The organism is Streptomyces sp. NPDC088733, from assembly GCF_044751185.1.
In the GTDB taxonomy this organism is placed as follows: Bacteria; Actinomycetota; Actinomycetes; order Streptomycetales; family Streptomycetaceae; genus Actinacidiphila.
Window position 1 is genome coordinate 1 of sequence record NZ_JBIVLH010000027.1, and the last position, 23,509, is coordinate 23,509.

21 protein-coding genes, 1 rRNA gene, 1 pseudogene and 1 riboswitch are annotated in these 23,509 nt (G+C 70.9%); of the genes and pseudogenes, 17 read left to right on the top strand and 6 right to left on the bottom strand.

The window, feature by feature from the left end; genetic code table 11:
- From rrf to ACIP64_RS34225, 11 genes and pseudogenes are all read left to right on the top strand, one after another.
- Positions 1–83, top strand: a 5S ribosomal RNA gene (gene rrf / locus ACIP64_RS34175); the annotation flags it as partial.
- Positions 84–201: 118 nt separating this feature from the next.
- Positions 202–810: a CDP-alcohol phosphatidyltransferase family protein gene (locus tag ACIP64_RS34180; protein WP_401594617.1), complete on the top strand. Its 609-nt coding sequence runs from the start codon at positions 202–204 to the stop codon at positions 808–810.
- A 134-nt stretch (positions 811–944) separates the two neighbouring features.
- Positions 945–3,440 (top strand): sugar phosphate nucleotidyltransferase, encoded by a 2,496-nt coding sequence (locus ACIP64_RS34185; protein WP_401594619.1) that lies wholly within the window; start codon positions 945–947, stop codon positions 3,438–3,440.
- Positions 3,441–3,534: 94 nt separating this feature from the next.
- Positions 3,535–4,473, top strand: a complete 939-nt coding sequence (locus tag ACIP64_RS34190; RefSeq protein ID WP_401594622.1) for a DUF881 domain-containing protein — start codon at positions 3,535–3,537, stop codon at positions 4,471–4,473.
- The gene (locus ACIP64_RS34195) at positions 4,470–4,802 is read left to right on the top strand and encodes a small basic family protein (protein ID WP_003984969.1); all 333 of its coding nucleotides are present in this window, start codon (positions 4,470–4,472) and stop codon (positions 4,800–4,802) included. Before ACIP64_RS34190 ends, ACIP64_RS34195 begins: the two co-directional genes overlap by 4 nt.
- Entirely contained in the window at positions 4,786–5,847 is a 1,062-nt protein-coding gene (locus ACIP64_RS34200; RefSeq protein ID WP_401594627.1) for a DUF881 domain-containing protein, read from the top strand. The genes ACIP64_RS34195 and ACIP64_RS34200 overlap by 17 nt, the downstream gene beginning before the upstream one ends.
- A gap of 112 nt (positions 5,848–5,959) precedes the next feature.
- Entirely contained in the window at positions 5,960–6,781 is an 822-nt protein-coding gene (locus ACIP64_RS34205) for an FHA domain-containing protein (protein ID WP_401594927.1), read from the top strand.
- A gap of 18 nt (positions 6,782–6,799) precedes the next feature.
- Positions 6,800–7,540 (top strand): MerR family transcriptional regulator, encoded by a 741-nt coding sequence (locus ACIP64_RS34210; RefSeq protein ID WP_401594630.1) that lies wholly within the window; start codon positions 6,800–6,802, stop codon positions 7,538–7,540.
- Between the two features lie 103 nt (positions 7,541–7,643).
- On the top strand, positions 7,644–8,117 hold the full coding sequence (locus tag ACIP64_RS34215) for a bifunctional nuclease family protein (protein ID WP_360912680.1): 474 nt from the start codon (positions 7,644–7,646) through the stop codon (positions 8,115–8,117).
- A 144-nt stretch (positions 8,118–8,261) separates the two neighbouring features.
- On the top strand, positions 8,262–8,933 hold the full coding sequence (locus ACIP64_RS34220; protein WP_401594633.1) for a MerR family transcriptional regulator: 672 nt from the start codon (positions 8,262–8,264) through the stop codon (positions 8,931–8,933).
- A 102-nt stretch (positions 8,934–9,035) separates the two neighbouring features.
- Positions 9,036–10,497: pseudogene (locus ACIP64_RS34225) on the top strand (DNA polymerase IV).
- On the opposite strand, the gene ACIP64_RS34230 reads toward ACIP64_RS34225, so the two are convergent.
- Entirely contained in the window at positions 10,407–10,790 is a 384-nt protein-coding gene (locus ACIP64_RS34230) for a PRC-barrel domain-containing protein (RefSeq protein WP_401594635.1), read from the bottom strand. The pseudogene ACIP64_RS34225 and the gene ACIP64_RS34230 sit on opposite strands and share 91 nt — an antisense overlap.
- Positions 10,791–10,891: 101 nt before the next feature.
- A riboswitch (glycine riboswitch) is annotated at positions 10,892–10,996 on the top strand.
- Between the two features lie 153 nt (positions 10,997–11,149).
- On the opposite strand from ACIP64_RS34230, the gene gcvP reads away from it, so the two are divergent.
- Positions 11,150–14,044 (top strand): aminomethyl-transferring glycine dehydrogenase, encoded by a 2,895-nt coding sequence (gene gcvP, locus ACIP64_RS34235; protein WP_401594638.1) that lies wholly within the window; start codon positions 11,150–11,152, stop codon positions 14,042–14,044.
- A 141-nt stretch (positions 14,045–14,185) separates the two neighbouring features.
- On the opposite strand, the gene ACIP64_RS34240 is transcribed toward gcvP, so the two are convergent.
- Together ACIP64_RS34240 and ACIP64_RS34245 are read right to left on the bottom strand one after the other, a co-directional pair.
- Positions 14,186–14,392 carry a DUF5999 family protein gene (locus tag ACIP64_RS34240; protein WP_384297288.1) on the bottom strand — a complete coding sequence of 69 codons (207 nt, stop codon included), beginning with the start codon at positions 14,390–14,392 and terminating at the stop codon, positions 14,186–14,188.
- Positions 14,393–14,641: 249 nt separating this feature from the next.
- Positions 14,642–15,271, bottom strand: a complete 630-nt coding sequence (locus ACIP64_RS34245; protein WP_401594641.1) for a hypothetical protein — start codon at positions 15,269–15,271, stop codon at positions 14,642–14,644.
- A gap of 544 nt (positions 15,272–15,815) precedes the next feature.
- Here ACIP64_RS34245 and ACIP64_RS34250 point away from each other — a divergent pair.
- Together ACIP64_RS34250 and ACIP64_RS34255 are read left to right on the top strand one after the other, a co-directional pair.
- Complete coding sequence (locus ACIP64_RS34250) at positions 15,816–17,312, top strand: glutamate--cysteine ligase (protein ID WP_401594643.1); 1,497 nt, start codon at positions 15,816–15,818, stop codon at positions 17,310–17,312.
- A gap of 39 nt (positions 17,313–17,351) precedes the next feature.
- On the top strand, positions 17,352–18,179 hold the full coding sequence (locus ACIP64_RS34255; protein ID WP_401594646.1) for a CPBP family intramembrane glutamic endopeptidase: 828 nt from the start codon (positions 17,352–17,354) through the stop codon (positions 18,177–18,179).
- Between the two features lie 12 nt (positions 18,180–18,191).
- On the opposite strand, the gene ACIP64_RS34260 is transcribed toward ACIP64_RS34255, so the two are convergent.
- Both ACIP64_RS34260 and ACIP64_RS34265 read right to left on the bottom strand, forming a co-directional pair.
- The gene (locus ACIP64_RS34260; protein ID WP_401594649.1) at positions 18,192–19,019 is read right to left on the bottom strand and encodes a PhzF family phenazine biosynthesis protein; all 828 of its coding nucleotides are present in this window, start codon (positions 19,017–19,019) and stop codon (positions 18,192–18,194) included.
- Positions 19,020–19,097: 78 nt separating this feature from the next.
- Positions 19,098–19,484, bottom strand: a complete 387-nt coding sequence (locus tag ACIP64_RS34265) for a nuclear transport factor 2 family protein (protein ID WP_401594652.1) — start codon at positions 19,482–19,484, stop codon at positions 19,098–19,100.
- A gap of 306 nt (positions 19,485–19,790) precedes the next feature.
- On the opposite strand from ACIP64_RS34265, the gene ACIP64_RS34270 reads away from it, so the two are divergent.
- Positions 19,791–19,946 (top strand): DUF6131 family protein, encoded by a 156-nt coding sequence (locus ACIP64_RS34270; RefSeq protein ID WP_360912659.1) that lies wholly within the window; start codon positions 19,791–19,793, stop codon positions 19,944–19,946.
- 93 nt (positions 19,947–20,039) lie between these two features.
- Here ACIP64_RS34270 and ACIP64_RS34275 read toward each other — a convergent pair whose 3' ends face one another.
- A complete protein-coding gene (locus ACIP64_RS34275) occupies positions 20,040–20,450 on the bottom strand; it encodes a Fur family transcriptional regulator (RefSeq protein ID WP_401594656.1) in 411 nt (136 codons plus the stop codon).
- 376 nt (positions 20,451–20,826) lie between these two features.
- Between ACIP64_RS34275 and katG the strand changes: the two genes are divergently transcribed.
- Together katG and ACIP64_RS34285 are read left to right on the top strand one after the other, a co-directional pair.
- On the top strand, positions 20,827–23,058 hold the full coding sequence (gene katG, locus ACIP64_RS34280; protein WP_401594659.1) for a catalase/peroxidase HPI: 2,232 nt from the start codon (positions 20,827–20,829) through the stop codon (positions 23,056–23,058).
- Positions 23,059–23,172: 114 nt separating this feature from the next.
- Positions 23,173–23,502, top strand: a complete 330-nt coding sequence (locus ACIP64_RS34285; RefSeq protein WP_401594661.1) for a hypothetical protein — start codon at positions 23,173–23,175, stop codon at positions 23,500–23,502.
- Positions 23,503–23,509 lie beyond the last annotated feature (7 nt).

Genomic DNA, 23,509 nt, shown 5'->3' on the forward strand with positions numbered 1-23,509 from the left:
ACATTTCGAACCCGGAAGCTAAGCCTTTCAGCGCCGATGGTACTGCAGGGGGGACCCTGTGGGAGAGTAGGACGCCGCCGAACAATTCTTCAGCCTGTCCCCGGAGATCGATCACGATCCCCGGGGACAGGCTTTTTTGTGCCCTGGGGTAGGGTCGGGTGGAATCATTCGGAGCATACGCACAAACAGGAGGGGCCCCCGGTGGAGGTCCAGGAGACACGGGTGCAGACGGATCGCGTCTTCACGATCCCCAACATCCTGAGCATGGCACGGCTGGCCGGCGTGCCGGTCTTCCTGTGGCTGATCCTGTGGCCGGAGTTCGGCGGCCCGAAGGCCGACGGCTGGGCGCTCCTCATCCTCGCCCTCAGCGGCATCAGCGACTACCTCGACGGCAAGCTCGCGCGCCGCTGGAACCAGATCAGCAACCTCGGCAGGGTGCTGGACCCGGCCGCGGACCGGCTGTACATCGTGTCGACGCTCGTCGGCCTGACGTGGCGCGGGATCCTCCCCTGGTGGCTGACGGCCATCCTGGTGGCCCGGGACGTCGTCCTGGGGGTGATGATCCTGGTCATGAGGCGCCGCGGCTGGGGCCCGCCGCAGGTCAACTTCATGGGCAAGGCCGCGACCTTCAACCTCATGTACGCGTTCCCGCTGTTGCTGCTCAGTGACGGTGACGGGTGGCTGAACACGCTCGCTGCTATTTTCGGATGGGCGTTCGCCGGATGGGGTACAACCCTCTACTGGTGGGCAGGAATCTTGTACGTGGTCCAGGTCCGCCGACTCGTGAGAGCGGACGCCACGGCCGATTGAGCCCGCGATCCCCGGCAGGACTGGCCTCCCGCCGGGTACCCGACGTGTGACCAGGTGGTCCGCCGGACCGCACAGGTCCGAAGCGCGGGTGAGGTCGGCAAGCCAGTCGTCTCTTCAAGGAGGACGCTTCCGACATGAAGGCCGTCGTGATGGCCGGCGGCGAGGGCACACGCCTTCGCCCGATGACCTCGAGCATGCCCAAGCCGCTGCTGCCGGTCGTGAATCAGCCGATCATGCAGCATGTGCTCAAGCTGCTCAAGCGGCATGGTCTGACCGAGACCGTGGTGACCGTGCAGTTCCTCGCCTCACTCGTCAAGAACTACTTCGGCGACGGCGAGGAGCTCGGCATGGAGCTCACGTACGCGAACGAGGAAAAGCCACTCGGCACCGCCGGCAGCGTCAAGAACGCCGAGGACGCGCTCAAGGACGATTCGTTCCTGGTGATCTCAGGTGACGCACTGACCGACTTCGACCTGACCGAACTCATCAATTTCCACAAGGAAAAGGGTGCGCTGGTCACGGTCTGCCTGACGCGGGTGCCCAATCCCCTGGAATTCGGCATCACCATCGTCGACGAGGAGGGGAAGGTCGAGCGCTTCCTGGAGAAGCCGACCTGGGGCCAGGTCTTCTCGGACACGGTGAACACCGGTATCTACGTGATGGAGCCCGAGGTCTTCGACTACGTCGAGGCCGATGTCTCCGTCGACTGGTCCGGCGACGTCTTCCCGCAGTTGATGAAGGAGGGCAAGCCGGTCTACGGCTACATCGCCGAGGGCTACTGGGAGGACGTCGGCACGCACGAGAGCTACATCAAGGCGCAGGCCGACGTCCTCGAGGGCAAGGTCGACGTCGAGCTCGAGGGCTTCGAGATCTCGCCCGGGGTGTGGGTCGCCGAGGGCGCAGAGGTCCACCCGGACGCGGTGCTGCGCGGGCCGCTGTTCATCGGCGACTACGCGAAGGTCGAGGCCGGGGCCGAGATCCGCGAGCACTCCGTGGTCGGCTCCAACGTGGTCGTCAAGTCGGGGTCGTTCCTGCACAAGGCCGTGGTGCACGACAACGTGTACATCGGGCCCCAGACGAATCTGCGCGGCTGCGTCATCGGGAAGAACACCGATGTGATGCGGGCGGCGCGGATCGACGACGGCGCGGTCATCGGCGACGAGTGCCTGATCGGCGAGGAGTCGATCATCGCGGGCAATGTCCGCGTCTACCCCTTCAAGACGATCGAGGCCGGCGCCTTTGTCAACACCTCGGTCATCTGGGAGTCCCGGGGGCAGGCCAATCTCTTCGGCGCGCGCGGTGTCTCCGGCATCCTGAACGTGGAGATCACCCCGGAGCTGGCCGTGCGGCTGGCGGGCGCGTACGCGACGACGCTCAAGAAGGGCTCGACCGTCACGACGGCCCGTGACCACTCCCGTGGTGCCCGTGCCCTGAAGCGGGCGGTGATCTCGGCCCTCCAGGCCAGCGCCATCGACGTGCGGGACCTGGAGAACGTGCCGATGCCCGTGGCGCGGCAGCAGACCGCGCGCGGCAGCGCCGGCGGCATCATGATCCGTACCAGCCCGGGGATCCCCGACTCGGTCGACATCATGTTCTTCGACGAGCGGGGCGCGGACCTGTCGGCCGCGGGGCAGCGGAAACTGGACCGGGTCTTCGCGCGCCAGGAGTACCGCCGCGCGTTCCCCGGCGAGATCGGCGACCTCAACTTCCCGTCGAGCGTCTTCGACTCCTACACCGGTGCGCTGCTGCGGGCCGTGGACACCTCCGGCATCGCCGAGGCGAGCCTGAAGGTGGTCGTGGACGCCGCGAACGGCAGCGCGGGCCTGGTTCTGCCGAGCCTGCTCGGCCGGCTCGGCGTGGACTCCCTCACCATCAATCCCGGCCTGAACGAGGCGCGCCCGACCGAGACCTCCGACGGCCGCAGGGCGGGCCTGGTGCGGCTCGGGGAGATCGTGGCGTCCTCGCGGGCCGCGTTCGGTGTGCGGTTCGACCCGGTCGGCGAGCGGCTGTCGCTGGTGGACGAGCGCGGCAAGATCATCGAGGACGACCGCGCGCTGCTGGTCATGCTCGACCTGGTCGCCGCGGAGCGCCGCAGCGGCCGTGTGGCGCTGCCGGTGACGACGACGCGCATCGCCGAGCAGGTCGCGGCCTACCACGGTACGCAGGTGGAGTGGACGACGACGTCGCCCGACGACCTCACCCGGGTCTGCCGCCAGGAGTCGACGATCTTCGGCGGCGACGGCAAGGGCGGCTTCATCGTGCCCGAGTTCAGCAGTGTCTTCGACGCCTCTGCCGCGTTCGTGCGGCTGATCGGCCTGGTGGCCAGGACGCAGCTCACCCTGAGCCAGATCGACGCCCGTATCCCGCGCGCCCACGTCCTCAAGCGGGACCTGGCGACGCCGTGGGCGGTCAAGGGCCTGGTCATGCGCCGGGTTGTCGAGGAAGCGGGGGACCGCTCCGTCGACACCACGGACGGGGTGCGCGTGGTCGAGTCCGACGGACGCTGGGTGATGGTGCTGCCCGACCCGTCCGAGGCGGTCACGCACGTATGGGCGGAGGGGCCGGACGACGCGTCCGCGCAGGCCCTGCTCGACGAGTGGTCCGCGATCGTGGACAGCGCGGGCCGCTGATCACACTCCGCATACGGCTCACGGGCTCTTCCCGGCGCGCGCAACGGCGCGCCGGGAGGGGCCCGTTCGAGGTCGGGGGCGGCGACGTGCGACGATGTGCGGCATGCCGCAGCAGCACCCCGATCGGAGCAGCCCCAGTGACAGGGCGGTGAACCGGCGCCCCGATGCCTCCATGTCGCTGCTCACCAACGTCATGGAGCACAGCCTCGACGACGGATATGCCGAGGCCGCGGCACGCAGGGGTGCGACCGGCAGCTCCCGGCTGCCGGGGTCGCTGCGGGGCAAACTGCTACTCGCGTTCGGGCTGGTGCTCGCCGCCGTCGTGGTCACGGTGGGGGCGGCGCAGACGCAGGTCGCCGCCCCGACGCTGGCCAAGGAGCGGCAGAAGCTCATTGACCGCATCCAGTCGGAGACGGCCGCGGCCGACGAACTGCAGGGCAGCGTGGACACGCTGCGCGACGACGTGGCGGCCAGGCAGCGCCAGGCGCTGAAGGAGAAGGGCGGCGGCGCCGAGCAGGTGGCGCTGCTGGCGGGCGCGACGGCGGTGACCGGTCCCGGTATCCAGGTCAAGGTCGACGACGCCAAGGAGGCGTCCTCGGGCGGTGGTGGCAATCCGCGGACCACCAGTGGCTTCTCGGACACCGGCCGGGTCCGCGACCGCGACATGCAGCGCGTCGTCAACGGACTGTGGGCGTCGGGAGCCGAGGCGATCTCGGTCAACGGGCAGCGCCTCACCGCCCTCTCGGCCATCCGCGCCGCCGGAGACGCCATACTGGTGGACAACAGGCCCCTGGTGCCGCCCTACACGATTTCGGCGATCGGGAACCCGCAGCACCTCAGTACGTCGTTCCAGGACAGTGCGGACGGACAGTATCTGCACGTCCTGCACGAGAACTACGGGATCCGCGTGAGCATCTCCCAGGAGGAGAAGCTGAGTCTGCCGGCGGCGCCGAGTCTGATCATCCGCTATGCGACGCCGGTCCCCTCGGCCGGTTCGCCGGCCGCAAACGGAACTGGGAAGGGCACGAATTGATCGCCGTACTGGGCCTGATCGTTGGAGTGGTGGTGGGCCTGGTGGTCCGCCCCGTGGTGCCGACGGTGGTCGAGCCCTACCTGCCCATCGCCGTGGTGGCCGCACTCGACGCCGTCTTCGGCGGTCTGCGCGCCATGCTCGACGGGATCTTCGACGACAAGGTCTTCGTGGTCTCCTTCCTCTCCAACGTCGTGGTGGCGGCCCTGATCGTGTTCCTCGGTGACAAGCTGGGGGTCGGGGCCCAGCTCTCCACGGGTGTGGTGGTCGTCCTCGGCATCCGCATCTTCTCCAACGCGGCGGCCATCCGCCGCCATGTCTTCCGGGCGTGACAGCACGATGACGGACGAGCACGGCCGGCACGAAGAGAACGGCCGGGAACCGCAGGAGCCGGCGCAAGGACCCGGCACCGGGTCCGGCGCGCCCGAAGGCGGGCCCGACGCCGGCCCCGAGCGGCGGCCGGCCCGGCCGCAGTTGCCGCAGTTCCCCGAGTCCCCGGAGCTGCCGCCGGCGGCCGTGCCCGGTGCCGGCCCGCGGGAGCCCGAAGAGGCGCCGCCCGCCCAGGAGTCGGCGCCGCTGCCCGATGCCGGGCCCGGTTCCGGCCCCGGGCCGCAGGAGCCCCACGAGCAGGCGCCCGCGCCGTCCACCGGAGTGTCGACGGGCCGCCAGCGGCTCAAGGCCGGCCTCTGGCCGCCGCGGGCCAGTCGCGCGCAGCTCATCGTCGCGCTGCTGCTGTTCGTGCTCGGACTGGGCCTGGCGATCCAGGTCAGTTCGACCAGCGACACCAGCGCGCTGCGCGGCGCCCGTCAGGAGGACCTGGTGCGGATCCTCGACGAGCTGGACAACCGCACACAGCGCCTGGAGGACGAGAAGCAGCGTCTGGAGGACCAGCGCCGGGAGTTGGAGAACAGCTCCGACCAGGCCGAGGAGGCCCGGAAGCAGACCGAGCAGAAGGCCGCCCAACTCGGCGTGCTGGCAGGCACGGTCGCGGCGCAGGGCCCCGGTATCACGCTGACGGTCACCGACACCAGCGGCGGTGTCGAGTCCGACATGCTGCTGGACACTTTGCAGGAACTCCGCGCCGCCGGGGCCGAGGCGATCCAGATCAACGACATCCGGGTGGTCGCCGACACGTACTTCACCCAGGGTGCCGACGGCGCCGTGGAGATCGACGGCCACAAGGTGTCCCAGCCGTACCGCTTCAAGGTCATCGGTAATCCACAAGATCTTGAACCCGCCCTGAACATCCCGGGCGGCGTGGTACAGACTCTGGAGAAGGAGCAGGCCACGGTCGATGTGACGCGTTCGCAGAAGATCGTCGTGGATGCCTTGCGGCCGCCGGAGCAGCCTGACTACGCTCAGTCGTCATCCCGGTGAGCCGGGCACGAGTGGGGGTGCACGGGGGAGGGCAGGAGAATGCGGGGGGTCGCCGCACCGTTGGGGTGGTGCGTGAGGGAAACTGTGTGTTGGTCGTGACTGAGGGTTCGTCCTGCCCCACGGGCGGGTCTGTGTCGTTCAAGGGGAATCGCCCGTGAAGTTGTTCGGTAAGTGGTTCGGCAAGAGTGCGCGTCCGGACGGTGACAGCCCTACGGCACGTCACCGGGCGCCGCGGCACACGCAAGATGAGTCCATGGGCGAGGATCGCCCGCTGTTCCGGGATCAGGGCGCTGCTCCGGGTGGCGACATTTCGGGCGGTCATGGTGCGGTTTCTGTTGACCCTGCCGCATCGGGGCGCATAGGTTTCGGTCAACCATCAGGCTCCAGCACGGGTGGAGGGTCCTTGCCGGTCTGTACGCGGTGCGGTTTCCAGAACGCGGAAGCGAGTCGTTTCTGCTCCAACTGCGGTGCGCCGCTGCGTGCCGGAGTGCCGTCGGAACGTGCCTCCGAGACCACGTCCACGATCTCGATCTCCGGCCTGGAGGCCTACGAGGCCGAGGTCACCGGGCAGACCGTGCTTCCCGCACTGTCCCCGGAGGCCCAGGCGGCGGTCGACGCGCTGCCCCCGGGCTCGGCGCTGCTGGTCGTGCGTCGCGGTCCCAACTCGGGCAGCCGCTTCCTGCTGGACGCCGAGCTGACCACGGCCGGCCGCCACCCGGAAGGTGACATCTTCCTGGACGACGTCACCGTCTCCCGTCGGCACGTCGAGTTCCGGCGCGGCCAGGACGGCAGCTTTACGGTCTCCGACGTCGGCAGCCTCAACGGCACCTACGTCAACCGGGAGCGCATCGACTCGGTGACCCTGGCCAGTGGTGACGAGGTTCAGATCGGCAAGTACCGGCTGGTCTTCTACGCGAGCCAGTGGGGCGCCTGACCCCGCGAGGGAAGGTTCATGCTTCGTACACCGTCGGGCGGTGCCGGCAACGGCACCGCCACCGCGGAGGACCGACCGCTGAGCATCGGAGCGGTGCTCAACGACCTGCGTGAGGAGTTCCCCGAGGTCACCATCTCCAAGATCCGCTTCCTGGAGGCGGAGGGGCTGGTGGAACCGCACCGCACTCCGTCCGGCTACCGGAAGTTCTCGGTCAGGGACGTCGAGCGGCTCGGTCATGTCCTGCGGATGCAGCGGGACCACTACCTTCCGCTGAAAGTGATCCGCGAGCACCTGGACGCCCTGGACCGGGGCGAGCCGCTGCCGCTGCCCGCCCCCGCGGAGCCCCGGGAGCTGCTGGAGGCCGGCGGCATCGAGCCGGACGGCCCTCCCGGACTGCGGATCGGCCGGGACGAGCTGATGGCCGCCACGGGCGCCGACGACGCCGAACTGGCGCAGTGGGAGTCCTACGGGCTGGTGGAGGCCGGCCCGGACGGCGGCTACGACGCCGAAACGGTGAACATCGCCAAGCTCGTGGCGGATCTGGGACGATTCGGTCTGGAGCCGCGTCATCTACGCGCTGTGAAGGCCGCCGCCGAACGCGAGGCGGGTCTGGTGGAGCAGGTGGTGGCCCCGCTGCGGCTGCACCGCAATCCGCAGACCAGGACGCACGCCGAGGCCACCGCCAAGGAGCTGGCGGCGCTGTCGGTGCGCCTGCACGCGGCGCTGGTCCAGTCGGCCCTCAGGATCCGGCTCTTCTGATCCGGCTCTTCTGACGCTGAGTGACCGGGAGGGGGCCCGGCCGGTGACCGGCCGGACCCGTCCCGACTACCCAAACCTGCCGAGCACGTCCTAGGGTTGCTGTGTGAACGAGCTCGACGTCGTGGGTGTCCGGGTCGAAATGCCCTCCAACCAGCCGATTGTGCTCCTGCGGGAAGTGGGAGGCGACCGCTACCTGCCCATCTGGATCGGGCCGGGGGAGGCCACCGCCATCGCTTTCGCGCAGCAGGGCATGACGCCCGCGCGGCCGCTGACCCATGATCTTTTCAAGGACGTGCTCGAGGCCGTCGGCCAGAGGCTGACCGAGGTCCGGATCACCGACCTGCGCGAGGGCGTGTTCTACGCCGAGCTGGTGTTCGCCAGCGGCGTGGAGGTGAGCGCCCGTCCCTCCGATGCCATAGCGCTCGCCCTGCGGACCGGAACCCCCATCTACGGGAGCGACGGTGTGCTGGACGACGCCGGCATCGCCATCCCCGACGAGCAGGAGGACGAGGTCGAGAAGTTCCGCGAGTTCCTCGATCAGATCTCGCCCGAGGACTTCGGGACCAGCAGTCAGTGAGGTCCGGCGCGGACCATTCGACGAGCCTTACCCCCTGAACGGATACGGGAAACCACTCCAGGGGTTGATATCACTCGGCGTGCCGAGCGTGGCGATCGTTGACGCACCCGGAGTGACTGCCTACCGTCGAGATGGAAAGTCCCGATGGCACGTGCGCGTGCCCTCAGGGGTGCGAAGGGACGGGAGGTCGGCGTGAGAAGCACCGGCGACGGTATGGCCGCTGGCGGCCCGTACCCGATGCGCGCGGCCCTGGCCCGCAACGCGGCCGTGGCCTCCGGCGGGGGCGCGGGCGAAGTCTCCGGCCAGGAGCCGGAAGGGGCGGGGGAGAGCGTCGGCTACCGCGGGCCCACGGCCTGCGCGGCGACCGGGATCACCTACCGCCAGCTGGACTACTGGGCCCGTACGGGACTGGTGGAGCCCAGCATCCGTCCGGCCTACGGCTCGGGCACCCAGCGGCTGTACAGCTTCAAGGACGTCGTCGTCCTCAAGATCGTCAAGCGGCTGCTCGACACGGGGGTCTCCCTGCAGAACATCCGCACCGCGGTGCAGCACCTGCGGTCCACCGGCCCCGCGGAGCTGGCCCGGATGACCCTGATGAGCGACGGCGCCACCGTCTACGAGTGCACGTCGCCGGACGAGGTCGTGGACCTGCTCCAGGGCGGCCAGGGCATCTTCGGGATCGCGGTGGGCGTGGTGTGGCGGGACGTGGAGAGCGGGCTGTCGCAGCTGCACGGCGAGCGGGTCGACACCGGCGAGACGCTGGTCGGCCACAACCCCGGTGACGAACTCGCCCGGCGTCGCAACCGCGCGGTCTGACCCGTGTGCCGCCGGGGCGGACCGGCGGACGACTCCCACAGCACCGACAGCCGCCGTACGCCCGTACGGCGGCTGTCGGTGCCGTAGGGCACCATCGGTGACGTGAGAAGCGCGCCGACCATCCTCCATCTGGACATGGACGCGTTCTTCGCTGCCGTCGAGCAGGCCGCGAAGCCGAGTCTGCGGGGGAAGCCGGTCATCGTCGGGGGGCTGGGCCCGCGGGGCGTGGTGGCGACGGCCTCGTACGAGGCCCGGGTGCACGGGGTGCATTCGGCGATGGCGATGGCGCACGCGCGCCGGCTCTGCCCGAACGCGGCGTACCTCGTGCCGCGCTTCGGTGTGTACCGGCAGGTCAGCGATGTCGTCATGGAGATCTTGGCCCGGCTGTCACCGCTGGTGGAGCCGCTGAGCCTGGACGAGGCGTTCGTGGACCTGGAGGCGGGCGGCATCGCGGAGGAGCCGAGGCGCGTGGGGGAGCGGCTGCGAGGCGACATCAGGGCGGCCACGGGGCTCACGGGCTCGGTCGGGCTGGCCGGGTCCAAGCTGCTCGCCAAGATCGCCTCGGAGCAGGCCAAGCCGGACGGCATGGTCGTCATCGAGCCCGGCACCGAGCGCGAGCTGCTGGCGCCCATGCAGGTGCGCACGCTGCCGGGCGTGGGTCCCGCCACGGCCGAGCACCTGCGGAGGGGCGGCATCACCACGGTCGGGGACGTCGTGGAGGCGGGCGAGGCCGAGCTGGTGCGCCTGCTGGGCAGGGCGCACGGCGCGCATGTGCACGGCATGGCCCTGGGGGTGGACGAACGGCCCGTGGTCCCCGACCGCGAGCACAAGTCGATCTCCGTCGAGGACACCTTCGACGTCGATCTCACCGACCGCGTCCGGATGCGGCTGGAGGTGGACCGGCTCGCCGACCGCTGCGTGCGGCGGCTGCGCGAGGCCGGGCGCTCCGGCCGCACCGTGGTGCTGAAGGTGCGCCGGTACGACTTCACGACGCTCACCCGGTCCGAGACGCTCCGCGCGCCGACCGACGACCCCGTCGTCGTGCGGGAGACGGCGGAGCGGCTGCTGGAGGCCGTCGACATCACGGGCGGCGTGCGGCTGCTGGGTGTGGGTGTGGCCGGGCTGGCGGATTTCACGCAGGAGGACCTGTTCGCCCAGGCGGCCGAGCGCGCGGAGGAGGTCCCCGACGACGAGGGCGCCGCCCGGGCGGACGCGGACGAGGAACCGCCCGCCGGTGCCGCTCGGGTGCCGTCCGCCGCGGAACGGCGCTGGATGCCCGGTCAGGACGTCCGGCACGCGGAGTACGGCGCGGGCTGGGTGCAGGGCAGCGGTGTCGGCCGGGTCACCGTGCGCTTCGAGGAGCCCAAGTCGGCCGTGCCGGGGCGGGTGCGCACCTTCGCGGTGACGGACCCGGATCTGGAGCCGTCCGAGGCGCTGCCGCTGGTGTTATCCGGGTGAGCCGGGGGCCGAGGGTCAGCTGTCGCCGGCGAGCTTGCCGAAGTCCCGGTCGGGCGGCGGCTCGTCGCCCGGCCCGGTGACGGCGCCCGGGCCGGACATCCCGTAGTGGTGGTAGAGCTGGAGCTCCTGCTCCGGGGAGAGATGCCGGCCCACCCCGAAGTCCGGGGCGTCCTTGATCAGCGACTTGTCGAACGGGACGCGCAGCCCGTCCTCGCCGAATTCGCTCGGTTCCAGCGGGACGAAGGCGTCGCGGCTGAAGATCCCGGTGCGCACCGCGGCCCATTCGGGTTCGCCGGTGGCGTCGTCGAGGTACACCTCGTCGACCGTTCCGATCTTCATTCCGTTGCGGTCGAAGGCCCTGCGCCCGATCAGGCTCCGCGGATCGATACCGGTCTGCACGGTCCCTCCAACTGGTCGCGAATACTCCTATTTAGGCACGAAAGGTGTCCGCTGTCACATGACCGTTCAACGAACGCCGCTGGTAGGCTGACAGTGGCTGGCGACCCCATGCGGGAGAGTCCTGGCGGTGCGAAGCACCGGCCGCCGGGCGCCGAAGGAGCAAACCCTCCCCGGAATCTCTCAGGCATCCGTACCGCATGGGTGAGGTCACTCTGGAAAGCAGGAAGGGAAGCCCGTCCGTGGCGGGCCCGTTCCTCACCGACGGTGAAAGCCGTCCTGCTCGCGCGGGACGGTGAAACTCTCAGGTTCAGATGACAGAGGGGGAGGCCGAGTCGCGCCAGACCAGGAGGCCTCCGCAGATGACCGCCCACCGCACCCCTCTCACCGAGCTGGAGCGCGGCATCCCGTTCGAGCAGCGCCACATCGGACCCGATGCCGCCGCGCAGGCCAAGATGCTCGCGCACGTCGGCTACGGTTCGCTGGACGAGCTCACCGCCGCAGCCGTGCCGGACACCATCAAGAGCGCCGAGGCCCTGGGCCTGCCGACCGCCCGCACCGAGCCCGAGGTGCTGTCCGAGCTGCGCTCGCTCGCGGACCGCAACCAGGTGCTGCGGCCCATGATCGGCCTGGGGTACCACGGCACCTTCACCCCGCCGGTCATCCTGCGCAACGTCATGGAGAACCCCGCCTGGTACACGGCGTACACGCCCTACCAGCCCGAGATCTCCCAGGGCCGCCTCGAGGCCCTCCTCAACTTCCAGACGGTCGTCGCGGACCTGACCGGTCTGCCCACCTCCGGCGCCTCGCTGCTCGACGAGGGCACCGCGGCCGCCGAGGCGATGGCGCTGGCCCGCCGCGTCGGCAAGGTCAAGCAGGGTGTCTTCCTCATCGACGCCGAGACCTTCCCGCAGACCGTCGCCGTGATCGAGACCCGCGCCGAGCCCACCGGCGTCGAGGTCGTCGTCGCCGACCTCACCGACGGCATCCCCGCCGGGATCGCCGAGCGCGGCGTCTTCGGCGTGCTGCTGCAGTACCCGGGCGCCTCCGGTGCCGTGCGCGACCTGAAGCCCGTCATCGAGCAGGCCCACGGGCTCGGCGCGATCGTCACCGTCGCCGCCGACCTGCTCGCCCTGACGCTGCTCACCTCCCCGGGCGAGCTGGGCGCGGACATCGCGGTCGGCACCACGCAGCGCTTCGGCGTGCCGATGGGCTTCGGCGGTCCGCACGCCGGCTACATGGCCGTCCGCGAGGCGCACGCCCGCAGCCTGCCCGGCCGCCTGGTCGGCGTCTCCGTCGACGCCGACGGCGACAAGGCGTACCGCCTGGCGCTGCAGACCCGCGAGCAGCACATCCGCCGCGAGAAGGCCACCAGCAACATCTGCACCGCACAGGTGCTGCTCGCCGTCATGGCCGGCATGTACGCGGTCTACCACGGCCCCGAGGGCCTGGCGCAGATCGCCCGCCGCACCCACCGCTACGCCGCCGTCCTCGCCGGGGGCCTGCGCGCCGGCGGCGTCGAGGTGACCACGGACGCCTTCTTCGACACCGTCACCGCCCGCGTGCCCGGCCGGGCCGCCGAGGTCGTGGCCGCCGCCCGCGAGGCCGGGGTCAACCTGCGCCAGGTCGGCGCCGACCTGGTCGGCATCGCCTGCGACGAGACCACCGGCCGCGCCGACCTCGCCGCCGTGTGGGGCGCCTTCGGTGTCAGCGGGGACCACGCCGACATCGAGGCCCTGGACGCGGCCACCGAGGACGCGCTGCCCGCCGGCCTGGCCCGCGAGGTGGACTACCTGACGCACCCGGTCTTCCACCAGCACCGCTCGGAAACCGCGATGCTGCGCTACCTGCGCCGCCTCGCCGACCGCGACTACGCGCTGGACCGCGGCATGATCCCGCTCGGTTCCTGCACGATGAAGCTCAACGCGACCACCGAGATGGAGCCGGTCACCTGGCCCGAGTTCGGCCAGCTGCACCCCTTCGCGCCCGCCGAGCAGGCCGAGGGCTACCTCACCCTCATCCGCGAGCTGGAGGACCGTCTCGCCGAGGTCACCGGCTACGACAAGGTGAGCCTCCAGCCCAACGCCGGTTCGCAGGGCGAGCTGGCCGGTCTGCTCGCCGTCCGCGCGTACCACCGTGCCAACGGCGACACCCAGCGCACGGTCTGCCTCATCCCGTCCTCCGCGCACGGCACGAACGCCGCCAGCGCGGTGATGGCCGGCATGAAGGTCGTCGTGGTGAAGACCGCCGGTGACGGCGAGGTCGACGTCGAGGACCTGCGGGCCAAGATCGAGCAGTACCGCGACGAACTCGCCGTGCTCATGGTGACGTACCCGTCCACGCACGGTGTCTTCGAGGAGCACATCGGCGAGATCTGCGGCGCGGTGCACGACGCCGGCGGCCAGGTCTACGTCGACGGCGCCAACCTCAACGCCCTGGTGGGCCTGGCCAAGCCCGGTCACTTCGGCGGCGACGTCTCGCACCTGAACCTGCACAAGACCTTCTGCATCCCGCACGGCGGCGGCGGCCCGGGCGTCGGTCCGGTCGCGGTCCGCGCGCACCTCGCGCCGTACCTGCCGAACCACCCGCTGCAGCCCGAGGCGGGCCCGGAGACGGGCGTGGGCCCGATCTCGGCGGCCCCGTGGGGTTCGGCCGGCATCCTGCCGATCTCGTGGGCGTACGTGCGCCTGATGGGCGGCGAGGGCCTCAAGCGCGCCACCCAGGTCGCGGTGCTCGGCGCCAACTACATCGCCAAGCGCCTGGAGCCGCACTTCCCGGTGCTCTACACCGGTCCCGGCGGGCTGGTCGCCCACGAGTGCATCATCGACCTGCGTGAACTGACCAAGGAGACGGGTGTCACCGTCGACGACGTCGCCAAGCGCCTGATCGACTACGGCTTCCACGCGCCGACGATGTCGTTCCCGGTCGCCGGGACGCTGATGATCGAGCCGACGGAGAGCGAGAACCTCGCGGAGCTGGACCGCTTCTGCGACACGATGATCGCCATCCGCGCGGAGATCGACCGGGTCGGCTCGGGGGCGTGGCCCAAGGACGACAACCCGCTGCGCAACGCGCCGCACACGGCGGCCGCGCTGGGCGGGGAGTGGAAGCACTCCTACACGCGCGAGGAGGCGGTGTTCCCGGCCGGCGTGTCGGCCGCGGACAAGTACTGGCCGCCGGTGCGCCGGATCGACGGCGCCTTCGGCGACCGCAACCTGGTCTGCTCCTGCCCGCCGCTGGACGAGTACGACGCGTAGTGCGACCGGGCCCGGAGACCGGGCCGGGGACTCACAAGGGTCGGCCCCGCTGTTCGCCGGCGGGGTCGGCCCTTTTCTTGCACTTCACGCCGTTCGTGTGCCTGCGGTGCTGCGGCGCCGCGGTGCCGCGGTTCATCGGGGTTATGCGGCGGTGACGACGTGCTCGCTGCCGAGCGGGCGGTGCGGGGCGATGATCTGGCCGTCGGGGAGCAGTTCACCGGTGTCCTCGAAGAGCAGGACGCCGTTGCACAGCAGGCTCCACCCCTGCTCGGGGTGGCTGGCGACGATGTGCGCGGCCTCCCGGTCGGAGTTGGCGGCGGACGGACAATGCGGCTGGTGCGGGCACATGGACGATGTCTTTCGCTGCGAGTGGTGTGAAACACGGCTTGATTGGGTAGGAACCTCAGTCATGGCCGTTCCCCCGTTCGTCGGTCGGTCCCAGTGTTGCTCTACTGACGGTTTTCCGCAGGGATTTCGCGCGAGCTGTGCTCGATAGTTGGTGACGCTTTCACTCTGGCGGGCGGTTGCCGGGACAATGCAACGCCTCCGTGACCGGCCGGTCACGGAGGCGTACGAGCACCGCCCCTGAGGGGAACGTCAAGCGGTCGTGCCGAGCAGCGGCGGGGGCGCCAGCCGCAGGGTGAGCACGGGCACCAGGTCGGAGAGCCGGTGCACGCGGTGCGCCGCGATTCCCGGAGGCGCCGGCGCGAGGGGGATCAGCAGGTCCGAAGCGGCCGGCTGGGCCGTTCCGGCGTCGGCGCCGGTGTCGCCGTGCAGCCACAGGGTCAGCATGTACAGGCCCGGCACCGAGAGCAGGTGCGGCTGGTAGGACGCGGTCAGGGCGTCCGCCTGGAGGAGCGCCCGCTCGGTCGAGGCCAGGTACGGCCCTTCGCAGAAGTGCGAGAACGCCCATCCGTCCGGCGTGTGGACGGTCTCTCCGGCTGCGACCACCCGCCCGCGGCTCTCCTGCGGCGGGACCGCCGCGTCGTTGCGTTCCCCGGCGTGGATGTGGAAGCGCCAGCCGGTCAGCCGCGCCCGCGGCAGCCCGTCGGGTCCGGCGATCACGGGGTCGAGCACGTGCAGCGGCAGCGGGTGCTCGGCGGTGAGCAGCCCGGTCGCGGTGCGCAGTGAGGGCGTGCGGGCCTCGCGGACGGCGGTGGGCGAGCTGAGTGCGGCGAGAACGCTCCGCAGAGCGGGAGCGGGGGCTGGAGCTACCTGCAGCGGCATGGTGGGCGGCCTCTCATGGGGAGACACGGGGTGCTCAGTGGGTGCTAACAGCGTTGTCAGCGATGAAACGGCAGGCCAGGGCAGGCCCAGCACATGGGGCGCCGGTGGGTGGCGGCGTGCGGAATCAGCGGGGGCATGCGGATCCCTTTCCCGTGGCCGGAGCGTCGCGGGCGCGCGGCGGATCGCGGAGGCTCTGCCTGTGAACAGAGGATATACGAGGTGTGTTCTGGCAGTGTTTCACCTAGCCGCCGGCGATATTGAGCGCAAGGCGGAACCAGGACATCCTGGGTGGCCGGAACATCCCTATTCGAACCGGCTCCCCGGCCGGCGAACTGCGCCTTTTCCGCCACCACGGATGGCCGAATCTCGTCGGCGTTTTTCACGAGGGCGCCGCCGATGGCAAATGAATGATGTGCCATGCCACCGGAATGTGCCGGAAGACGGTGCTCCTGCCAGCTTACCGGGTCGTGTGCGTCACAGGGGGCGTTATCGATCTCATCGCTGGGCATGCTGTGATCACGGCCCACGCGAGAAGGGACCTTCGATGGGGGAAAAGGTCGCGGCCACGGGGTTCGACCTCTCCGACCGCCAGCGCTACCGCAGGAAGCTGAAGCAGTGCCTCCTGGGACTGGAGCGGCTGCTGGAGGAGAAACGTTTCGACCGTCCCCGGAATCTCATGGGTCTGGAGATCGAACTCAATCTCACGGACCGCGACGGCCTGCCGCGCATGATGAACGAGGAGGTGCTGGAGCGCATCGCGAGCCGTGATTTCCAGACGGAGCTCGCGCAGTTCAACATCGAAGTGAACATCGCTCCGCACCGGCTTTCCGGACGTGTCCTGGACCGCCTCGCCGAAGAGTTGCGCATGGCACTGGGATATGCCGACAGAAAGGCCCGGGAGGTCGGCGCGCAGATCGTGATGGTGGGAATCCTGCCCACGCTCGGAGCGCAGGACCTGGTGGGTGCGAATCTTTCCCGCGTCGACCGCTACACCCTGCTCAACGACCGCATCCTGGCGGCCCGCGGTGAGGACATCACCCTCGACATCGCCGGCGTGGAACGCCTGACCAGCACGTCGGGCTCCATCGCGCCCGAGGCCGCGTGCACCTCGATGCAGATGCACCTGCAGGTCACCCCGGCACGCTTCGCCGCCGTGTGGAACGCCGCGCAGGTGGTCGCCGGGCCGCAGGTCGCGCTCGGCGCCAACTCACCGTTCCTGTTCGGCCGGGAGCTGTGGCGGGAGACCCGCCCGACGCTCTTCCAGCAGGCGACGGACACCCGCCCCGAGGAGCACCGCGCCCAGGGCGTACGCCCGTTGACCTGGTTCGGCGAGCGCTGGATCGACTCCGCCTACGACCTGTTCGCCGAGAACGTGCGCTACTTCCCGTCCCTGCTGCCGATCTGCGAGGACGAGGACCCGCTGCACGTCCTGGACGAGGGCGGGGTGCCGCAGTTGAAGGAACTCACCCTGCACAACGGCACGATCTACCGCTGGAACCGCCCGGTCTACGCGGTCGTCGACGGCGTCCCCCACCTGCGGGTGGAGAACCGGGTGATGCCCGCCGGGCCCACGGTCGCCGACGTCGTCGCCAACACCGCCTTCTACTACGGCCTCGTGCGGGCGCTGGCGGAGGCGTCCCGCCCGGTCTGGACGCGCCTGCCGTTCGCGGCCGCGGCGGCCAACTTCGACGAGGCCTGCCGCCACGGCATCGAGGCCGTGCTGCGCTGGCCCCGGTCCTCGCGCGGCAGCGGGACGATCGAAGTGCCCGTCGTGGAACTCGTGCTGGAGGAGCTGCTGCCGATGGCCGCCGCCGGCCTGGACGGCTGGGGCATCGACCCGGTCGACCGGGACCGCTACCTGGGGATCATCGAGGGCCGCTGCCGCAAGCGGACGAACGGCGCCGAGTGGCAGGCCGCGGTCTTCCACCGCGAGCTGGACCGCGGGCTCGACCGGCAGCGCGCGCTGGCCGCGATGACCGTGCGCTACTGCGAGCTGATGCAGGACGGGGCGCCCGTCCACGAGTGGCCCGTGGAGCCCTGAGCCGGGCCCGCGCGCCGTCCGCCGGGCCGATGAGGCAGGATGGCGCGCGTGGAGGCCTCGGAGAACGGCAGGACGATCGACGCGGGCGGCGCGGGGACCGGCGACGCCCGCGCACTGGAGCCGCGCACGCTGCGCAGTGAGACCTTGCTGGTGCTCGCGCTGTCGCTCGGCGCCAGCGCGCTCTCGGCGCTCATCAGCTTCATCGGTTCCGTCACCAAGCCCGGCGGGCTGAAGGACCAGGCCGCGACGCTGGTGGGCACGCACGCCCCGGGGCGTCCCTGGCTGGACCTGGCCTGGCAGCTGTTCGGGATCGCCACCGCGCTGGTCCCCGTCGCGCTCGTCGCGCATCTGCTGGCGCGCGAGGGCACCGGCATGCCGGTGATCGGCTTCGACCTGCGGCGCCCGCGCTCGGACGTACTGCGCGGAGCGGTGGTGGCCGCCGTGATCGGCGGTACGGGGCTGCTGTTCTACCTGGGGGCGCGGGCCTCGGGGGCCAACCTCACCGTGGTGCCCGAGTCCCTGCCGGACGTGTGGTGGAAGATCCCGGTCCTCATCGCCTCCGCGATCCAGAACGCCGTGCTCGAAGAAGTGATCGTCGTCGGCTATCTGCTGCGCCGGCTGGGCCAGTTGGGCTGGACGCCGATAGGGGCGCTGGTGGCGAGCAGTGTGCTGCGCGGCTCCTACCACCTGTACCAGGGCATCGGCGGACTGCTCGGCAACATGGCGATGGGCGTCGTCTTCGTGCTGCTCTACCGCCGCTGGGGGCGGGTGGGCCCGCTGGTGGCGGCCCACTCGCTCATCGACATCGTGGCGTTCGTCGGGTACGCGGTGCTGGCGGGCAAGGTGGGCTGGCTGCCCACCGCGTGAGCGCGCGCCGGGTCAGGGGAGCGCGTGCAGCGCTCCGTCGACCACCGTCACCGCCCGGCCGGTGAGCAGCACCCGGTCCGCCCGGAGCACCGTCCGCACCAGGCCGCCGCGGGCGGAGGCCTGCAGTCCGGTCAGTTCGCCGCGGCCCAGCCGCGCCGCCCAGAAGGGGGCGAGGGCGGTGTGCGCGCTGCCCGTCACCGGGTCCTCGGGGATGCCGAGGGCGGGGAAGAAGCACCGCGAGACGAAGTCGTACTCCGCCGTCGCGGACTCGGCCCGCGCCGTGACGATCAGGCCCCGCTCCGACGGCAGCGCGGCCACCTTCGCCATGTCGGGGGCGAGTGCCCGTACCGTCTTCTCGTCGGCCACCTCGACCATCAGGTCGCCCACGTCCTCACCGGTTCCGTGGGCCGACAGCACGTCGGCGCCGATCGCCGGGGCGACGCCGGCGGGCACCTCGACGGGTGTCAGCGGAGCGGCCGGGAAGTCCATCGTGATCGTGCCGTCCGCGCGCGTGCTTGTCGTCAGCACCCCGCAGCGGGCACTGAACCGCACGGTGCCGGTGGCGGCGCCACTGGAGTGCAGGGCGTGGGCCGTGGCCAGTGTGGCGTGCCCGCACATGTTCACCTCCGCCGCCGGGGTGAACCAGCGCAGCGCCCAGTCCGCGTCGGCGGCGCCGGGCGTGGGGTGCGCGAAGGCGGTCTCGGAGAGGTTGAGCTCCGCGGCGACGGACTGGAGCCACTCGTCCGGGGGGAAGGCGTCGGCGTCGGGCAGCAGCAGCACGCCCGCGGGATTGCCCCCGAAGGGGAGGTCGGTGAAGGCGTCGACGATTCGAATCCGCATGCACATGAGCCTAGGCCGGGTGTGAAGCCGCAGGCCAGGGCCAATCCGGCGGTCGTGGACCCGGGGACTGGCGGGGTCTCAGACGAAGAAGGCGTTCACGCCGTCGACGTCGGACAGGAAGCTCTCGATGCGGGCCACCTTGCCGTCCCGCAGCGCCAGGACCGTCGCCACGTGCTCGTCGAGCACGGAGTCGTCGCGGCGGGCGGTGTTGTGCAGGGACAGGGCCACATTGTCCCGGCTCACCAGGATGTGGAGCAGTTCGAAGCGCAGGCCGTACCCGGCGATGCGGCGGGCGAGCCCGGCGACCTCGTCGGGGCCCCGGGCGGTCCCGGAGATCGCGCTGTCGCCGGGGAGCGTCCAGGCCACGTCGTCGTGCAGCAGGGCCCGCAGACCGCCCCAGTCGGCCTCGGCGAGCGCGGAGTGGAACGCCTTCCCGACGGCGTACTGCCTGCTGGTCCCACTCATGTCACACCTCTTGCCGAGCCGGTTCAGGCCTCCGCTGGCCCCGACTCCGACGATCGCGGGCCCTCGGGAAGTGCACAAGTCGGGACAGGGATGATCCGCGTCCACCGGGGTAGCCGCCCCTCAGGGACGAAATGTGGTGAAAGAGGTGATTTCGATGACCGCACGGTCGCGCGGTACGCCGGAACGGCGGGACAGGCACCTCGGCGACCTGCACAGAACTCGGGCGATCGCCGGTGACGCGACGGAGCGAGGGCCGCTCGCACCGTGCGGAATCGGGCGTCGTGACCTCGGCCAACGGAGGACATCATGATCGTACTCGGCGTCATCCTGCTGATCATCGGATTCCTGGCAGGCATATCGATCCTGTGGACCATCGGGATCATCCTCGTGGTCATCGGGCTCGTGCTCTGGGTGCTGGGCGCCCTGGGACACGCCGTCGGTGGCCGTCGCCACTACTACTAGACGACCCGGGCAGACCCGGGCAGACCCGGGCAGAGCCGGGGGGAACGCCAACGGCGCGCACGGAGCGCGCCGTTCGGCGTGTGCGGGGCCGGCTCAGGCGCAGGCCGGGCAGAGTCCGCGGTAGGTGACCTCGACGGCGGACACCGTGAAGCCGAAGCGTTCCTCCGCGGGGAGGTCGCCGAGCGGATCGCCGGCCGGGTGGACGTCGCGGACGGTGCCGCAGCCGGAGCACACCAGATGCTGGTGCGGGCGGTGCGCGTTGGGGTCGTAGCGCTTCGCGCGGCCGTCCGTGGCGACCTCGATGACCTCGCCCAGGGAGACCAGTTCGCCGAGGGTGTTGTAGACGGTCGCGCGCGAGATCTCGGGCAGCCGCTGCGACGCGCGGGCGTGCACCTCGTCGGCCGTGAGATGCACGTGGTCGCCGTCGAGGACCTCCGCGACCACACGCCGCTGGGAGGTCATCCGCCAGCCGCGCCCTCGCAGTCGCTCCAGAAGGTCACTCATGTCGGTTCACCTGTTCAGGTTCGATGGGATACCCGAAATTTACCAGTGGACGTCCCGGAGCCGGTGCGATCGGCGGTGGGGGGTTGGCACGCTTCTTGACTTGGACTGCGTCCATCGTAGGATCGGTTCCGGCAACAGCCAAGGGACTGGAAGCCCTCAGCGCGGCAGGAGACAGGGACGTGACGGGATCACCGCGGGCGTTCTGCGCGGTGCCGGCCCTGCCGAGTCGTGGCTGAGGCCCCTTCCGCGCGCGTCGCGGCGCGTCCCGTGCGCCGCGCCCGGCCCCCGTCGTACGAGCGCCGAGGCCCCCTGCCCCCGCTGTCCCGCCGCCCGCAGTGCCTGAGCACCGTGATCCGCCTGGTCCGGAAGGATTCCCATGTCTGAGAACCATGACGCCATCGTCGTCGACGCCAAGACGGAGGGCGGAGGTGGCTGCCCGGTCGCCCATGGACGTGCTCCGCACCCGACGCAGGGCGGCGGCAACCGCCAGTGGTGGCCGGAGCGGCTCAACCTGAAGATCCTCGCCAAGAACCCGGCCGTGGCCAACCCCCTCGGCGGCGACTTCGACTACGCCGAGGCCTTCCTGGGCCTGGACCTCCCCGCGGTGAAGCGCGACATCGCCGAGGCCCTGACGACCTCCCAGGACTGGTGGCCCGCGGACTTCGGCCACTACGGCCCGTTCATCATCCGCATGGCCTGGCACAGCGCCGGCACCTACCGCATCAGCGACGGCCGCGGCGGCGCCGGCGCCGGGCAGCAGCGCTTCGCGCCCCTCAACAGCTGGCCGGACAACGGCAACCTCGACAAGGCCCGCCGTCTGCTGTGGCCGGTCAAGAAGAAGTACGGCCAGAACCTCTCGTGGGCCGACCTCATGATCCTCGCCGGCAACGTCGCCCTGGAGTCGATGGGCTTCGAGACCTTCGGCTTCGCCGGTGGCCGCGCGGACGTGTGGGAGCCCGACGAGGACGTCTACTGGGGCCCGGAGACCACCTGGCTCGGCGACGAGCGCTACACCGGCGACCGCGTGCTGGAGAACCCGCTCGGCGCCGTCCAGATGGGCCTCATCTACGTCAACCCCGAGGGCCCCAACGGGACCCCGGACCCGCTGGCCGCGGCTCGCGACATCCGTGAGACGTTCCGCCGGATGGCGATGAACGACGAGGAGACGGTCGCCCTGATCGCGGGCGGTCACACCTTCGGCAAGACCCACGGCGCGGGCCCGGCCGACAGCGTCGGCGCCGACCCGGAGGGCGCGTCGCTCGAGGAGCAGGGCCTCGGCTGGAAGAACAGCTTCGGCACCGGCAAGGGTGGTGACGCCATCACCAGCGGTCTGGAGGGCATCTGGACCAACACGCCGATCACCTGGGACAACAGCTTCTTCGAGATCCTCTTCGGTTACGAGTGGGAGCTGTTCCAGAGCCCCGCCGGTGCCAACCAGTGGCGGCCGAAGGACGGCGCCGGCGCGGGCACCGTCCCGGACGCCCACGACGCGTCGAAGTCGCACGCGCCGACGATGCTGACGACCGACCTGTCGCTGCGCGTCGACCCGGCCTATGAGCAGATCTCGCGGCGCTTCCTGGAGAACCCCGCCGAGTTCGCGGACGCCTTCGCGCGCGCCTGGTACAAGCTGACGCACCGCGACATGGGCCCGGTCGTCCGCTACCTCGGCTCCGAGGTCCCGGACGAGGTCCTGCTCTGGCAGGACCCGCTGCCGGCCGTGACGCACCCGCTCGTGGAGGCCGGCGACGTCGCCGCCCTCAAGGGCCTGATCCGCGACTCCGGCCTGACGGTCTCCCAGCTCGTCTCCACCGCGTGGGCGTCGGCCTCCTCCTTCCGCGGCAGCGACAAGCGCGGCGGCGCCAACGGCGCGCGCATCCGCCTCCAGCCGCAGGCCGGCTGGGAGGTCAACGAGCCGGACGAGCTCGCGACGGTGCTGCGCACCCTGGAGGGCGTGCAGCAGTCCTTCAACGCCGGCCGCACCGACGGCAAGGAGGTCTCGTTCGCCGACCTGGTCGTCCTCGCCGGCGGCGTGGGCGTCGAGCAGGCCTCCAAGGAGGCGGGCTTCGAGGTCGAGGTGCCCTTCACCCCGGGCCGCGCGGACGCCACGCAGGACCAGACCGACACGGAGTCCTTCGCCGCGCTGGAGCCGGCGGCCGACGGCTTCCGCAACTACCTCGGCAAGGGCAACCGCCTGCCGGCCGAGTACCTGCTGATCGACCGGGCGAACCTGCTGACCCTCAGCGCCCCCGAGCTGACCGTCCTCGTCGGCGGCCTGCGCGTCCTGGGCGCCAACTACCAGCAGTCGTCCCTCGGTGTCCTCACCACGACCCCCGGGTCGCTGACCAACGACTTCTACGTCAACCTGCTCGACATGGGCACGGTGTGGAAGGCGACGTCGGAGGACGCGAACACCTTCGAGGGCCGCGACAGCGCCACGGGCGAGGTCAAGTGGACCGGCAGCCGTGCCGACCTGGTCTTCGGGTCCAACTCCGAGCTGCGCGCGCTCGCGGAGGTCTACGCGAGCGACGACGCGAAGGAGAAGTTCGTGCGCGACTTCGTCGCGGCGTGGACCAAGGTCATGGACCTCGACCGGTTCGACCTCGTCTGACGGTCCGACCGTGTGACTGTCTGACCGTGTGACGCCCCGGCGTCCTGGCCGGCCCCGTCGGGCCGGCCGGGACGCCGGTGTTTTTTTGCGGTACGCGCGCCTAGGCTCAGGGCCATGGGACCGCTCCTGCCGTACGTGGCCCTCGCCGCCTGCCTGGCCGCGGTCATGGGCCTCTTCGCGTGGCTGGCGACGGTGATCCGCCGCAGGGGCGTGGCCGGTTCCGCCGTCCGGGCGGCGATGGCCTCCTACGAGGAGGCCTTCCAGGTGACGGCCCACGACGCGCATTACGAGATCCAGGCGCAGGCGGAGCGGAAGACGCCCGTGACGGCGCCCGGCGATCCGTGGCGGCCGGTGCGCGAGGAGGGCGCCTCCCGCCGCGTTTCCCCGACGAGGCGGCCGCGCCGGCGGTTCGGCGCCCGGTGGCGGGCGCGCCGGCGCCGATGACGTACTG